The 14025-nt window shown below is 68.2% G+C and carries 16 protein-coding genes; 11 read left to right on the plus strand and 5 right to left on the minus strand.

The features are described from left to right. Positions 1-20: 20 nt before the first annotated feature. The 4 genes from FZ033_RS16590 to FZ033_RS16605 all read left to right on the plus strand — a co-directional run bounded on the left by FZ033_RS16590 (position 21) and on the right by FZ033_RS16605 (position 4128). Positions 21-746 (plus strand): metallophosphoesterase, encoded by a 726-nt coding sequence (locus FZ033_RS16590; RefSeq protein ID WP_149577206.1) that lies wholly within the window; start codon positions 21-23, stop codon positions 744-746. A gap of 346 nt (positions 747-1092) precedes the next feature. After that, complete coding sequence (locus FZ033_RS16595) at positions 1093-2166, plus strand: polysaccharide biosynthesis/export family protein (RefSeq protein ID WP_232847527.1); 1074 nt, start codon at positions 1093-1095, stop codon at positions 2164-2166. A 214-nt stretch (positions 2167-2380) separates the two neighbouring features. Next, positions 2381-3553 carry a vWA domain-containing protein gene (locus FZ033_RS16600; RefSeq protein WP_149577208.1) on the plus strand — a complete coding sequence of 391 codons (1173 nt, stop codon included), beginning with the start codon at positions 2381-2383 and terminating at the stop codon, positions 3551-3553. Beyond that, positions 3550-4128, plus strand: coding sequence for a hypothetical protein (locus tag FZ033_RS16605; RefSeq protein WP_149577209.1), 579 nt, complete (start codon positions 3550-3552; stop codon positions 4126-4128). Before FZ033_RS16600 ends, FZ033_RS16605 begins: the two co-directional genes overlap by 4 nt. Here the strand turns inward: FZ033_RS16605 and FZ033_RS16610 are convergent. After that, complete coding sequence (locus FZ033_RS16610; RefSeq protein ID WP_149577210.1) at positions 4114-5124, minus strand: YcjF family protein; 1011 nt, start codon at positions 5122-5124, stop codon at positions 4114-4116. The genes FZ033_RS16605 and FZ033_RS16610 overlap by 15 nt on opposite strands. 223 nt (positions 5125-5347) lie before the next feature. Between FZ033_RS16610 and FZ033_RS16615 the strand changes: the two genes are divergently transcribed. The 5 genes from FZ033_RS16615 to FZ033_RS16635 all read left to right on the plus strand — a co-directional run bounded on the left by FZ033_RS16615 (position 5348) and on the right by FZ033_RS16635 (position 8884). Beyond that, positions 5348-6079: a cytochrome c biogenesis CcdA family protein gene (locus FZ033_RS16615; RefSeq protein WP_149577211.1), complete on the plus strand. Its 732-nt coding sequence runs from the start codon at positions 5348-5350 to the stop codon at positions 6077-6079. Positions 6080-6285: 206 nt separating this feature from the next. Then, the gene (locus FZ033_RS16620; protein WP_149577212.1) at positions 6286-7017 is read left to right on the plus strand and encodes a metal-dependent hydrolase; all 732 of its coding nucleotides are present in this window, start codon (positions 6286-6288) and stop codon (positions 7015-7017) included. Positions 7018-7166: 149 nt separating this feature from the next. Continuing rightward, entirely contained in the window at positions 7167-7664 is a 498-nt protein-coding gene (gene coaD, locus FZ033_RS16625; protein ID WP_149577251.1) for a pantetheine-phosphate adenylyltransferase, read from the plus strand. 45 nt (positions 7665-7709) lie between these two features. Next, positions 7710-8270: a peptidylprolyl isomerase gene (locus FZ033_RS16630; RefSeq protein WP_149577213.1), complete on the plus strand. Its 561-nt coding sequence runs from the start codon at positions 7710-7712 to the stop codon at positions 8268-8270. Positions 8271-8425: 155 nt separating this feature from the next. Beyond that, entirely contained in the window at positions 8426-8884 is a 459-nt protein-coding gene (locus FZ033_RS16635; protein WP_408068491.1) for a peptidylprolyl isomerase, read from the plus strand. Positions 8885-9013: 129 nt separating this feature from the next. On the opposite strand, the gene FZ033_RS16640 is transcribed toward FZ033_RS16635, so the two are convergent. From FZ033_RS16640 to FZ033_RS16655, 4 genes are all read right to left on the minus strand, one after another. Beyond that, positions 9014-9784 carry a proteasome-type protease gene (locus tag FZ033_RS16640; RefSeq protein WP_012115762.1) on the minus strand — a complete coding sequence of 257 codons (771 nt, stop codon included), beginning with the start codon at positions 9782-9784 and terminating at the stop codon, positions 9014-9016. A gap of 105 nt (positions 9785-9889) precedes the next feature. Next, the gene (locus FZ033_RS16645; RefSeq protein ID WP_149577215.1) at positions 9890-11062 is read right to left on the minus strand and encodes a GNAT family N-acetyltransferase; all 1173 of its coding nucleotides are present in this window, start codon (positions 11060-11062) and stop codon (positions 9890-9892) included. Between the two features lie 266 nt (positions 11063-11328). Next, positions 11329-12069 (minus strand): glycerophosphodiester phosphodiesterase family protein, encoded by a 741-nt coding sequence (locus FZ033_RS16650; protein ID WP_149577216.1) that lies wholly within the window; start codon positions 12067-12069, stop codon positions 11329-11331. A gap of 22 nt (positions 12070-12091) precedes the next feature. Next, the gene (locus FZ033_RS16655) at positions 12092-12556 is read right to left on the minus strand and encodes a RidA family protein (RefSeq protein ID WP_149577217.1); all 465 of its coding nucleotides are present in this window, start codon (positions 12554-12556) and stop codon (positions 12092-12094) included. A gap of 141 nt (positions 12557-12697) precedes the next feature. Here FZ033_RS16655 and FZ033_RS16660 point away from each other — a divergent pair, with 141 nt between their 5' ends. Both FZ033_RS16660 and FZ033_RS16665 read left to right on the plus strand, forming a co-directional pair. Next, positions 12698-13519, plus strand: coding sequence for a cell envelope integrity EipB family protein (locus tag FZ033_RS16660; protein WP_149577218.1), 822 nt, complete (start codon positions 12698-12700; stop codon positions 13517-13519). 25 nt (positions 13520-13544) lie between these two features. Next, the gene (locus tag FZ033_RS16665) at positions 13545-13835 is read left to right on the plus strand and encodes an acylphosphatase (RefSeq protein WP_149577219.1); all 291 of its coding nucleotides are present in this window, start codon (positions 13545-13547) and stop codon (positions 13833-13835) included. The last annotated feature ends 190 nt before the right edge of the window (positions 13836-14025 follow it).

A 14025-nucleotide genomic window follows, 5' to 3' on the forward strand; every position in this document is an offset into this window, starting at 1 on the left:
TGAAGCTCCGCCCCAATCCTATGACTGAATCCGCTTTCGACCCGCCGGTGCCGCGCCTTCCGCCGCACAAGCGCGTCTATGCCGTCGGCGACATCCACGGTCACCTCGATCTGCTCAAGCGGCTGCAGGCGGCGATCGACGAGGACATGATCGTGCATCCGGGCGTCGATTGCATCGAGGTCTATCTGGGCGACTATGTGGACCGCGGCCCGAAGTCGGCGGCGGTCATCGACGCGCTGATCGAGCGCCAGACGAGCCGCAAGGCGGTGTGCATCAGCGGCAACCACGAGGCGGTGATGATCGACGCCCTCCTGTCGCGGGAGGCGTTTGCCCGCTGGCTGAAGATGGGCGGGCTCGAGACGGTCTTCTCCTATGTGGGCCACAGGCGCACCCTGGACGAGGGCACGCTCTGGAGCCAGTGGCGCGCGGCCGTTTCACCGGCGCATCTGGCGTTCCTGAAGCGGCTGTCCAGCCATTTCGTCTGCGGCGACTATCTGTTCGTCCATGCGGGATTGCGCCCTGGCGTCGCGCTGGAGGACCAGAGCCGCGAGGACATGATGTGGATCCGGCGCGAGTTCCTCGACTGTCCCGACTGGCTGGGCCACTGCGTCGTGCACGGGCATACCCCGACCAAGCAGCCGGAGGTATTACCCAACCGGATCAATATCGACACCGGAGCCTATGCCTCTGGGCATCTGACCTGTCTGGTGCTCGAAGGCGCCGACTGTTTCCACATCACCACCTGAGGCTCATGCGGCCTCCGGAACGCCTCGCGGAACGACAGGCCGATACCTCTTGGCTGGTGGTATCATTTTGACTGTCTCGCGAGGAAACCCGCATCGTCACTTGTTGCTGCGATGCCACATGACTCTCGGAAACGCGTCGGCCCGGAGTGGATTCAACCGGACGGAGATAGGCCGCTCCGGGACCATCATGGTAGGGATCACACGCGACGTCGTAAGGGGGTAATGGCCAGTGTTGCTCGTCCGAAAGAGTTGGTTCGACCGCCTTCGTTTCGCAGGCTGCGTCGCCATCGCTGCAGCCTTGGGCGGCTGCAATTTTCTTCCGGCTTCCGGCCCCTACAGCACAGAAGTGCGTAACCCGCAGACTCAGGACACGGATGGCGTCGGCTACAAGCTGGTGCCCATGACCATCGATGTGGTGCGCGTGCTTGCCACCACCGACAGCGAGGGGCTGATCGGCACCTTCCGCAATGACCGCAGGCCCATTCCCAACGTGAAGATCGGCGTCGGCGACGTGGTCGGCGTCTCCATCTTCGAGGCGTCCTCGGGAGGCCTGTTCATTCCGGCGGAAGCGGCCTCGCGCGCCGGCAATTTCGTCGACCTCCCCGACCAGTCGGTGGATCCCAACGGCCTCATCTCGGTGCCCTACGCCGGCCAGATCAAGGCCGTGGGGCTTTCGCCCTCCCAGGTGGAGAAGGAAATCGTCGACCGTCTGCGCAACCGCGCCATCGAGCCCCAGGCCGTGGTGACGGTGAAGACCCAGCGGTCCAACGCCGTGACCGTGACTGGCGAGTTGGAAACGCCGCTGCGCTTCCCGCTGACCTCCGCCGGCGAACGCATTCTCGACGCCGTCAGCCGCGGCGGCCGGGCCCAGGCCAAGGGCTACGACCTGATGGTCACGCTGCAGCGCGGCAACCGCGAGGCGACTATCAGCTTCAACCGCCTGATCCGCGAGCCGGCCAACAACATCTATCTGCAGCCGGACGACACCATTTATGTGTTCAGCCGTCCGCGCACCTTCCTGGCCTTCGGCGCCACCGGCAAGCAGGGCCAGTTCAACTTCGGCGAAGACTCGATCAGCCTGAGCGAGGCCGCGGCCAAGGCCGAGGGCCTGCTCGACCAGCAGGCGGACCCGCAGTCGGTGTTCCTGTTCCGCATCGAGAACCGCGCCACGCTGGAGCGCATGGGCGTGGACGTGTCCACCATTCCGGACAAGCGGATCCCGACCATCTACACGGTCAATTTCCGCGAGCCGACTGGCTATCTGATGTCCACCAAGGTCCCCATGCGGGACAAGGACATCATCTATATCGGCAATGCCGGGTCGGTGGAGCTGACGAAGTTCCTCAACCTGGTGCTGCTGGGGGCGACCACCGCCCGCGAGATCGCGGACGCCAACAACCTGGTCTCTACCGCAAACTGAGCCCTGCCCCCAAAGGGGGCACTCCGCTCCAGCCAAGGCCGCGCCCCTCGGGACGCGGCCTTGGCCGTTGTGAAGGTGGCGCGGGCCGTTGGGGTCTGCGGTCGGGCGGCGGCTTTGCGCGGGGCCGGCGCTCTCCGCTATGCTGGTCCGGCGTCGCGCGCGGATGGCGTGGCCGGTGGGCCGGCGCAGGGCGTGGAGCGGGGAGAAGCCTTTAATGTTCATCGCCTTCTTCGAGGCGCTCAAGGCCGCCGGCGTGCCGGTCTCCGTGCGTGAATATCTCACGCTGATGGAGGCCATGGACCGCGACGTGGCCGGCCGGCAGGTGGATGCCTTCTACTATCTCGCCCGCGCCAGCCTGGTGAAGGACGAGCGCCACCTGGACCGCTTCGACCAGGTCTTCGGCCGCTGCTTCAAGGGCCTTGAAAGCGCCCTCGGCGAGGAAGGCCATTCCATCCCCGAAGATTGGCTGAGGAAGCTCACGGAGAAGCACCTCACCGAGGAGGAGAAAGCCCAGATCGAGGCGCTGGGCGGGCTCGACAAGCTGCTGGAGACCTTGAAGCAGCGGCTGGAGGAGCAGAAGGGGCGCCACCAGGGCGGCTCCAAGTGGATCGGCACCGGCGGAACCTCGCCCTTCGGCGCCTACGGCTACAATCCCGAAGGCGTGCGCATCGGCCAGGATGGCAACCGCAATTTCCGCGCGGTGAAGGTCTGGGACAAGCGCGAGTTCAAGGACCTCGACGACACGGTCGAGCTTGGCACCCGCAACATCAAGGTGGCGCTGCGCCGCCTGCGCAAGTTCGCCCGCATCGGCGCGGCGGAGGAATTGGACCTCGACGGCACCATCCGCGAGACCGCCCGCCAGGGCTGGCTCGACGTGCGGCTGCGGCCGGAGCGGCGCAATGCGGTGAAGGTGCTGCTGTTCCTCGACGTGGGTGGCTCCATGGACTGGCACGTGGCCCAGGTGGAGGAGCTGTTCTCCGCCGCCCGCGCCGAGTTCAAGCACCTCGAGCACTTCTACTTCCACAATTGCGTCTACGAGGGCGTGTGGAAATCCAACGTCCGGCGTGCCACCGAGCGCATCCCTTTGTTCAACGTGCTGCACACCTACCCGCACGACTACAAGCTGATCTTCGTGGGCGATGCCTCCATGAGCCCGTATGAAATTACCTATGCCAACGGCTCGGTGGAGCACAACAATGCCGAGCCGGGCAAGGTCTGGCTGGAGCGCCTCACCACCACCTATCCCAAGGCGGCGTGGCTCAATCCGGTGCCCGAGCCCCATTGGGGCTATACGGAATCCATCCGCCTCATGCGCCACCTCATGGACGGGCGCATGTTCCCGCTCACCGTCGAGGGCATTGATGCCGCCATGCGGGAGCTGACGTGAGCGTGGCTTCCACCGTCGCCGCCTATGCCTGCTTTCCCCGCCTCGGCGGCGCCGGCGTGCGGCTCCAGCTCGCCCCGCCGGTGCTGGAGTTCGCGGTGGGTCCCAAGGAGGGGCGGCTTGCCCTGGCCGACGTGACCACCGTCACCCTGCGCTTCCTGCCGGCCAAGTTCGCGAACCATAGCTTCGAGATCGAGCTGTCCGGCCGCGACGGCACGAAGTTGAAGACGGGGTCCGCCTCGCGCATCTCGCTCACCGGCGTGCGCGACCAGGGGGCGGACTATGCGGCCTTCGTCCGGGCGCTGCATGCGGCGCTCGCGAAAGCGGGTAGTGGCGCCCGCTTCAGCGGCGGTTATGGGCCGTGGCGGTTTGCGCTGATGGTGGCGGTGGGGTTCGCGGCCCTCGCGGGGCTTGCCACGGTGCTGGGCTTCGCGGTCATGGAGAGGCAATGGAGCGTGGCGCTGTTCCTCGGCGCCATGGGGGCGTTCGTGGTCTGGCCCACGGCGCAGATGATCTGGCGCAATCGCCCGGTGCGCTACACGCCGGATGCCATTCCGGCGTACCTACTGCCGGCGTGAGGCCGCCGCCTCGTCCTCCTCGGCCTTGCGCAGCAGCCCGCCGGCCACATCCGCGAGGCGCGGCGCGGGCAGGGCGGTGAAGGGCAGGGGGCGGGTGACGGCGATGGCGGCGAGCCCGAGGCGTGCCGTGAGCAGCCCGTTCACCACCCCTTCGCCGAGCCGGGCCGACAGCCGCGCCGCCAGCCCCTGGCCCACGATCTGTTGCACCAGCGTGTCGCCGGCCGCCATGCCGCCGGTGATAGCGAGATGCCCCAGCACATGCTTCACCAGCCGAAACGTGCCCAACGTTCCGGGCCGCCCGCCATAGAGCTGGGCGAGCCGGCGCATGAGGGTGACGGCGCTGTAGAGCACGAAGGCGAGGTCCACCGCCGCCCGCGGCGACACGGCGGTGACCACGGAGACGTTGCGTGCCGCATCCGACACCATCTGCCGGGCGCGGGAATCAAGGCCCGCCAGCAAGGTGCGCTCGGACAGGCGCACCAGGTCCGCCCCGTCGATGATGCCGGTGAGGTGTCCCTCCAGGTCGGTGCGGGCCCGGGCGAGGGAGGGCGTCTCGGCCGACAGGCGCAGCACGTCGCGCACCACGGCTTCGGCGAGGGCGCGGTCGTCCTCGGCAAGGGCCTTTTCGGCGTTGGCGCGGATAGCGTCGAGCTTGGTCAGCCGCGCCATCCCCGCCACCTCCCGCGCCACGATGGCGAGGGCGGCAGCCAGCAGCGCGGCGGTGAAGGCAAGGCCCACGTAGCCGAGCCATTCGGCGCGGGCGAACAGGTCGGCGATGAGCTGGCTGAGGCCCACATAGGCCATCAGGCTCAGCACGCCGCCCAGCGCCGACCAGAACAGGCCGGCCAGCGACAGGCCCCAACTGCGGCGCGGCTCGGGAACCGGCACAGGCAGGGGGAAGGCGGGTTCCGCCGGCTCCGGCGGCGCCATGGTGATGGCGGCTTCGTCGAGGCGGAAGACCTGCGGCCGGCGGGGGGGCGTGCGCTCGTCGCTCATGCCCTTCAGATGTCCTTGAAGTGTGGCGGTTGCAAGCCCCTGTGCAAGCCCCGGCCGGCGCCGGCCCGGGGCGCCGGCCGCGCTCACAAGGCGGGGAGCGCGGCGAAGTGTGGCTTGCCCGAACGTCTCCGGCGGCCCATGAGGCAAAGCAACACGAGACGGTGCGTCGACGGGACGCCCGCCCGCCACCGCCCGCGCGACAGAGGAGCTGCGACGAAGACCCATGGCCGACGTGACCCTGCCCGCCGCCTTCCTCGCCGGCCTCGTGAGCTTCGTATCCCCCTGCGTGCTCCCCTTGGTGCCGCCCTACCTGTGCTTCCTCGGTGGCAGCACGCTGGACGACCTTGCCGGCGACGAGCCGGTGAAGGAGGTGGGGCGCCGGGCCATGGTGGGGGCGGTGCTGTTCGTGGCCGGCTTCAGCGTGGTGTTCGTGATGCTGGGGGCAGGCGCCTCGGCCATCGGCGACCTGCTGCGGGCGCATCTCGACGTGCTGTCCATCATCGCCGGCCTTGCCATCATCGTGATGGGGCTGAACTTCCTCGGCGTGTTCCGCATCCATCTGCTGCATCGCACCGCGCGGGCGCATGTGCATGAGCCCACCGGGATCTGGGGCGCCTTCGTGATGGGCCTCGCCTTCGCCTTCGGCTGGACGCCCTGCCTCGGCCCGGTGCTGGGCGCGATTCTCGCGGTGGCGGGGTCGGAGGCGACGGTCTCCAAGGGCGCGGGCCTGCTCGCCATCTATTCGCTGGGCCTCGGCGTTCCGTTCCTGCTGGCGGCGTTCGCGGTGCGGCCGTTCCTGAAAAGCCTCGTCCACATGCGCAAGGTGCTGCCGGTGGTGGAGAAGGCCATGGGCGCGCTGCTGGTGCTCACCGGCATCGCCTTCATGTCCGGCTGGATCGCCCATGCCAGCTACTGGCTCATCGAGACCTTCCCGGCGCTCTCGACGCTGGGGTGAGGGGCCCCTGCCATTTCCGCCGGCAAGCGTGGCTAAAGGCCACCTCGCCGTTGCGCCATGCCGGACCTTCCGGGATACTCCGCGCCCGATCGAGTCTGGAGCCGGAACCGGCTCCAGACTTCAAGACGGAGACCGCGTGATCCGGCCAGCCTGTCCTGCATGCTGACCGGCGCGTGCTTCCGCGCAGCCAAGGGGCGTCCTTTCCCATGAAGATCACCTGGTTCGGCCACGCCGCGTTCCGCCTCGACTTTGCGGACAAGGCGGTGCTCATCGATCCCTTCTTCACCGGCAATCCCAGCTTCCCCTCCACAGTGGAGGAGGCCTCCCGCGGGGTGACGCACATCCTGCTCACCCACGGCCATTCCGACCATGTGGGCGACACCGTCTCCCTGGTGGAGGATGCGGCCGACGCCAGCCGGACCCTGCCGGTGGTGGCCAATCCGGAGATCTGCGCCTATCTCGCCGCCAAGGGCGCCGGCAATGCCGGGCAGATGATGAACACCGGAGGCTCGCTGGATTGTGGCGGCTTCACCGTGACCATGGTGCGCGCCGACCATTCCTCGGGCGGCCCGGGCAGCCCCTCCGAATATCTCGGCAACCCCACCGGCCTCATCATCCGCGCGCCGGGCGAGCCCACCGTCTGGCACATGGGCGACACCGACATCTATTCCGACATGGCGCTGATGTGCGAGATCCACCGGCCCAAGGTGGTCTTCATCCCCATCGGCGACCGCTTCACCATGGGTCCTGCCGTGGCGGCGCTGGCGGTGAAGCGCTTCCTGCCGGGCGTCGAGGTCGTGGTGCCGTGCCATTACGGCTCCTTCCCCATCCTGGTGCAGGACGCCTCCTTCTTCGTGCAGGCATTGGCGGACCACCCGGTGAAGGTGGTCGTGCCAGGCCCCGGCGGGTCGTTCGACGCCACCATCACGCCGGCCTAGGGCAGGCACCCCCGCTCCACCCCGCTGGATCCGCCCTTGCCGGTTGCGTCTGGCCGTGCGGACGGCTACCCCTTCCGCCCCGAGAGGTGCGCCCGCAGAGGCGCCCCCCATGAGGTACGCCCCATGAAGAGCGCAGCATGAGCGCACGCATGCCCCGCACCGCCATCTATGGCGGCTCGTTCGATCCGTTGACCAACGGCCACCTGGACGTGGTGCGCTCCGCCTGTCGCCTCGCGGACCGGCTGGTGCTGGCGGTGGGCATCCATCCCGGCAAGGCGCCGCTGTTTTCTGCCGAGGAGCGGCTGGAGATGCTCACGGCGGTGTGCGGTCCCATCGCTGCGCAAGAGAATGCGACGCTGGAGGCCATCACCTTCGGCGATCTCATCACCTCCACCGCCCAGCGGCTCGGCGCGACGTTGCTCATCCGGGGCCTGCGCGACGGCACCGACCTTGATTACGAGATGCAGATGGCGGGCATGAACGGCGTGCTCGCCCCCGATATCCAGACCGTGTTTCTGCCCGCCTCGCCGCGGGTGCGCCCCATCACCGCCACGCTCGTGCGGCAGATCGCGGCCATGGGTGGCGACGTTTCCGCCTTCGTGCCGGCCGAAGTGCTGGCGCGCCTCAAGGACAAGTTCCCGCGCTGAAGCACGGTTATCCGCCCCGACAGGGGCCGTTCGCAGGAGATCTTCATGACGCGTCTTTTGGGCCGCTTCCTCGCCGCAGCCCTGCTCGCCTTCGCCGTCGCGCTGCCGGCGGCCGCGCAGACCAAGCCCGATCCGCAGAACACCCTCTTTCTCGACACGCCCTATGGCCGCGTGGTCATCCAGCTGCGGCCAGACCTTGCGCCCAAGCATGTGGAACGCATGAAGACGCTGACCCGCGAGGGCTTCTACAACAACGTCCCGTTCCACCGCGTCATCGACGGCTTCATGGCCCAGACCGGCGACGGCCTGCGCGGCGACGGCACCGGCGGTTCCAAATATCCCAACCTGCCGGCGGAATTCTCCTCCGTGCCGTTCAAGCGCGGCGTGGTGGGCATGGCGCGGGCCTCCTCGCCCGACAGCGCCAACTCGCAGTTCTTCATCATGTTCGACGAGACCCCGAGCCTGAACAACCAGTACACCGTGGTGGGCCAGGTGGTGTCGGGCATGGAGTTCGTGGACAAGATCAAGAAGGGCTCAGGCTCGGGCGGCGTGGTGGCCGGCCCCGACCGCATCGTGAAGATGCAGGTGGCAGCCGACGCCAAGTGAGGGCGGCCAAGTGATGGTGGCCAAGGTATTCAGCTGACGTGATTGCGTGCCGCACCGGTGGGCTCAGCCGATCGGTGCGGCTTTCTTGAGCCCCGGCACGGCCGGGCGGACGCGGCGGCCGGACCCTCCGGCGTCGCCTCGAAAGGATGAGACCCATGAGTGACGAAGTTCTGGTTCTGGAGACCACCAAGGGGCCGGTGACCATCGCGTTCCGCCCGGACCTCGCTCCCGGCCACGTGGCCCGCATCAAGGAACTGGTGTCCACCGGCTTTTATGACGGCGTGCCGTTCCACCGCGTCATCGACGGCTTCATGGCCCAGACCGGCGATCCCACTGGCACCGGCATGGGCGGCTCGGGCAAGAAGCTGAAGGCCGAGTTCAACCGCCAGCCTCACATCCGCGGCACCGTCTCCATGGCGCGCGCGCAGAATCCCGATTCCGGCGACAGCCAGTTCTTCATCTGCTTCGGCGACGCCCGCTTCCTCGACGGCCAGTACACCGCCTGGGGCGAGGTGATCTCCGGCATGGAGAATGTGGACCTGATCAAGCGCGGCGAGCCGGTGAAGGATCCCGACAAGATCGTCTCCGCCAAGCTCGCCCCCAAGGTGGCGTGATCTAAAAGCCTGCGCGAGGGTCGGCGTTAGCCGCTCACGTTCAAAAATGAAGGGCGCCCCAGGGGCGCCCTTTTTCTTGCGACGTCCCGCGCGATGCGTGCCTTTTGGATTCCCATGGGGAACCTTCCGTCACACCTCCGTGAGGCGGCGGGTGCGCACGTCCTTCAGATAGGGCGGGCGCGGGATGGAGGCGTGGGCGGAGCGCAGCGCCGCCGACCAGCGCTCGCGCAGGTCGTGGAAATAGGGCTCCCCGGGCTCGACGCGGTAGAGCAGCTCGGAGCGCAGCGTGTCCGGCGACACCACCATCACGTCGATGGGCAGGCCCACGCCGAGGTTCGAGCGCATGGTGGAATCCATGGAGATGAGGCTGGATTTCAGCGCGTCGGAGATTTCCATCTCATAGGTCACGGCGCGGTCCAGCACCGGCTTGCCGTACTTGTGCTCGCCGATCTGGAGGAAAGGCGTGTCCGGCGTGCATTCGATGAAATTGCCGGCGGAATAGACCATGTACAGGCGCAGGCAGTCGCCGAGGATCTGACCGCCAAGCAGGAACGACACCTCGAAGCTGATGCCGCTCTGCTCCATCAACTCGCCATTGACCTTGTGCACCTGCCGGATGGCGGTGCCGACCAACTGGGCGGCCTGGAACATGGTGCGGCAATCGCGAAGCTGGTGGCGCTCGCCGGCTTCGTGGTCCTCGACACCCTCCCGCAGCAGGCTCACCACCGATTGGGACACCGACAGGTTGCCGGCGGTGGCGAGGCCGAGCACATGGTGGCCCGGCTCCTCGAAGATGTGGAGCTTGCGGAAGGTGGAAATGTTGTCGAGGCCGGCATTGGTCCGGGTATCGGCAATCAGAACAAGGCCGTCCCGCACCAGGACCCCACAGCAATACGTCATCGCAAACCCCCGGTTTCGCGGGCGGACTATAGCGACCGGGCAAGGGGCCGGGCAACGGCGGGATGATACGCCGGCAAAAGGGACGCAAGGTGTGTCCCATTACCCTCAGTCGTGTTCCTCCTCCCGGCAGCGGCGGAAGGGGCCAAGCTCGGTGAGCACGGCAGCGTCTTCCTCCACATAGGCGCGCTCGCGGTCGAGATATTGCGCCACCGCCGCCTTGAGGCCGGGATGGACGATATAGTGGGCCGAATAGGTGGTGACCGGCAGATAACCGCGCGCCAGCTTGTGCTCGCCCTGGGCGCCGGCCTCGACCACCTTGAGCCCCCGGGCGATGGCGAAGTCGATGGCCTGATGGTAGCAGACCTCGAAATGCAGGAAGGGGTGCTGCTCCACGGCGCCCCAATAGCGCCCGTACAGCGTCTCGGCGCCGATGAAGTTGAGGGCCCCGGCGATGTAGCGCCCCTCGCGCCGGGCCATCACCAGCAGGATGTCCTGCGGCATGCGCTCGGCCAGCAGCGAGAACAGCTCGCGGTTGAGATAGGGCGTGCCCCATTTGCGGCCGCCGGTGTCCAGATAGAACATGAAGAAGGCGTCCAGCGCCTCGTCGGTCAGGCCCGCGCCGGTCAGCCACTCGATGGTGATGCCGTCGGCCAGCGCTTCGCGCCGCTCCTTTTTCAGGGCCTTGCGCTTTCGGGAGGCAAGTTCCGCCAGGAAATCGTCGTAGGTGGCGTATCCGGCATTGGTCCAGTGGAACTGGCGGTCGGTACGGGGCAGGAAGCCGAGCTGCGACAGGCCTTCCCATTCGCCCTGGGTGGCAAAGGTGACATGGGCGGAGGAGGCCCCGCGCAGGCGCACCAGCTCCTTCAGCCCGGCGGTGAGGGCAGGCCGGCCCACCGGGTCCTGCGGATCCTTCAAGAGCAGGCGGCGGCCGGTCACGGGCGTGAACGGCACCGAGACCTGAACCTTGGGGTAATAATCGCCGCCGGCGCGGCTGTAGGCGTCGGCCCAGCCCTGGTCGAAGACATATTCGCCGCGCGAATGGGATTTCAGATAGGCCGGCATCACCGCCGAGGGGGTGCCGTCCGGCCCGTCGACCACCAGATGCTGGGGCAGCCAGCCGGTGCGGGCGGCAGCGCAGCCCGAGCTTTCCAGCGCCGAGAGGAAGGCGTGGGACAGGAACGGCTCCGGCCGCGCCGCGCCGCCGGCGGCGCAGGCGTCCCAATCGGCCGCTTTGATCTCGGTGAGGGCTGGCAGGATGCGAATGCGGGCGTCGGGCATCCGCCTAATTTGTGCGTTGCATCACACCCTGCCCACCGCGACAGGACGCCGCAGGTAGGCTAACGCTGGGGCAGAAGCCCTCGCGCGCCGGCCGGCTGAAGCGGGGCGGGGCGATGGTCGGGGGTCGGCGCGCGAGCGCGCCGCAGGTGCTCGCGCCCCGTGTCGCCATATGGGTTTTGCCGGCTGCGCAGACCTCTTGCGATCACGTCCCGGATCGGTGCTTCGGCTGCACCGTCGCTGGTCCGGGACGCGATGGGCATGCGGACCTAGGGCCGGAAGCCCTCGAACACGATCTGGTCGGCGTAGCGCGCGGCGCGCTCGCGCTGGTCCTTCGTCCGCACGGTCCAGGTCAGCACCGGCATCCTGAGGGCGCGCAGGAGGCGCACCACCGGCTTGTCGAGGTCGGCGACGCGATAGTTCACGAACTGGAATCGCGAGCGCGGCCAGTGCAGCAGGTTGGCGAGGACGAAGCCGCGGGCAGGGCCGATGTGCTGCCAGCCGGGCCCGTAATGACCTTCCGCAACGATGCCCCGCACGACGCCGGGGGCGCGGGCGCGCACCACCTCCAGCATCTGCGGATCGAACGACATGAGCGCCGCCGGGCCGTTGTAGGCCGCCACCAGGTCCGCCGCCCGGGCGGCGAGGCGGGTGTCGCCGGAAAAGGTGCTCTTGATCTCGATGATGAGCGGCACCCGGCCTGCCACCCGCTCCAGCAGCTGGGGCAGGGTGAGGATGTGGTCGCCGGTGCCGCGAAAGGCGATGGCGCCGAGTTCCGCCGCCGGGCGGTCGGCCAGCGGGCCTTGGGCGTCGGTGAGCCGATCGAGGGTAAAGTCGTGGAACACCACGGCCTCGCCATCGGCGCTGGCCTGCAGGTCCAGCTCGATGGCGTAGCCGGCGGCGATGGCTGCATCCATCGCCGCGCCGGCATTCTCTATGATGCCGTGGGCCGCGTCATGCAGTCCGCGATGGGCGACCGGACGCGCCGTCAGCCAGCTCAGGTCACCCATGCTTGGATCCTGCCGTTCGGCCTCAGGCCACTTCCACGATGGCTTCCACTTCCACCGCCGCGTCAAACGGCAAAGCGGCGACGCCCACGGCGGAGCGGGCGTGGCGGCCCTTGTCGCCCAGCACCTCCACGAAGAAGTCGGAGCAGCCGTTCACCACCTTGGGCTGGTCCAGGAAATCGGGGGTCGAGTTCACGAAGGCGACGAGCTTCACCACCCGCACCACCTTGTCGAGGTCGCCGAGAGCGGCCTTCACCTGGGCCAGGATGTTGATGGCACACAGCTTTGCGGCCTCGCGGCCGGCCTCGATCTCAAGGCCCGCGCCGAGCTTGCCGGCCAGGATCTTGCCGGCGCCGTCGATGGAGATTTGGCCGGAGACGTACAGCAGGTTGCCGGTGCGCAGGACAGGGACATAATTGGCGAGCGGCGGCGTCGGCGTCGGCAGGGTGATTCCGAGGTCCGCAAGCTTGGCGTCGATGGGCGAGGTCATGAAAGGCTCCTGTCCCGTGCGGGGCTCTGCCACACGGTGTGCGCAATTGGGCCTTCCTCTTCGCCGAACCGCAGCGCCCGTGCAAGCCGGCGCGGCGGCGCAGGCGCGTGCCCTCGGGGCGGCGCAGGAGGAGTTTTGACCATGCAGTTTCGTTCGCGCCTCGCCTTCGTTGCGGTGCTCGCAGTCTTCGGCCTCGGCGCGGCCTCGGCGGGAGCGGTTCCGCTGCTGCCCCACAAGGCCAGCTACCGCCTCTCCCTCGACGGCTCCAAGCCCTCGGGCCAGCTCGAGGAGATGAACGGGGTAATCCAGTACGAGATCACCGGGGATGCCTGCGCCGGCTATTCCACCCTCACCCGCCAGGAGAGCCTGGCCTCCACGGGGGAAGGCAGCCCCCTGCGCCAGGCGGTGACCTCCAAGGCCTGGGAGGACGGGGCGGCGAAGGCCTACCGCTTCTCTTCCACCTCCACCGGCGACGATGGCGACGACAAGATCGAGGCCAGCGTGGAGCGGCAGGGGCGCGATGCCCTGAAGGTCACCGTCACCCAGCCCCAGGCCCGCACCCTGGACCTCAAGGGCGAGATCCTGCTGCCCACCGAGCATGTGAAGCGGGTGCTCGCTGCCGCGGCCGCGGGGGAAAGCGTGATCGAGGCGAAGGTCTATGACGGAGCCAACGACCCGGCCAAGGTCTACGAGACCCTCGCCGTGGTGGGCCGCCCCAGCAGCGACGAGAGCCGCATCGCGGCCCCGGCGAAGGAGAGCCTGACCGGCCGCACCTTCTATCCGGTCACCATCAGCTATTTCGAGACCGGCGGGGTGGATCGCGCCCCGGCCTATGTGATGAACATGCAGCTCTACGACAACGGTGTCGTGGGCAGCCTGAAGATCGACTACGGCAAGTTCGCCCTGGTTGGCGCCATGTCCGCCTTCGAGGCGCTCAAGGCGCCCGGCGGCTGCGCCAACTGACGGTGGGTCTTTTCAAGAGGGCTTGATGCGGTACGTGCATGTGATGCTGCGCGGGCGGGTGCAGGGCGTCGGCTATCGCGCCTGGTGCGCCCGCGCGGCTGAGGCACAGGGCCTGAAGGGCTTCGTGCGCAATCGCCGCGACGGCGCGGTGGAGGCGGTCTTCGCCGGCCCGGACGCGGTGGTCGCGGCCATGCTGGACGCCTGCCGCGCCGGACCTCCCGGGGCGCGGGTGGACGACATGCTGGTGCATGAGGTTTCCGACACCGCGCTCGCCGCCGGCGGGCGGGATCGATTCGCCGTGCTGGAGACCCTGTAGGGTGGCCGGGGCAGGGCAGGCACCCTGTGTCCTTGTCCCGTGTTGCTGCCAGTGTTGCTGCCTGGTGACCATTCCCCTGCGGTATCCGATCCCATTCCCGCGATGAGGGGTGCAATCCCCGGTCCGGCCCTTCCCCAAGGTGGCGCCGATAGGCGGGCGCAGCTATAGAGGCCCGCGCATCAGGAGTGTC

Source organism: Xanthobacter oligotrophicus (genome assembly GCF_008364685.1).
Taxonomy (GTDB): Bacteria; Pseudomonadota; Alphaproteobacteria; order Rhizobiales; family Xanthobacteraceae; genus Xanthobacter; species Xanthobacter oligotrophicus.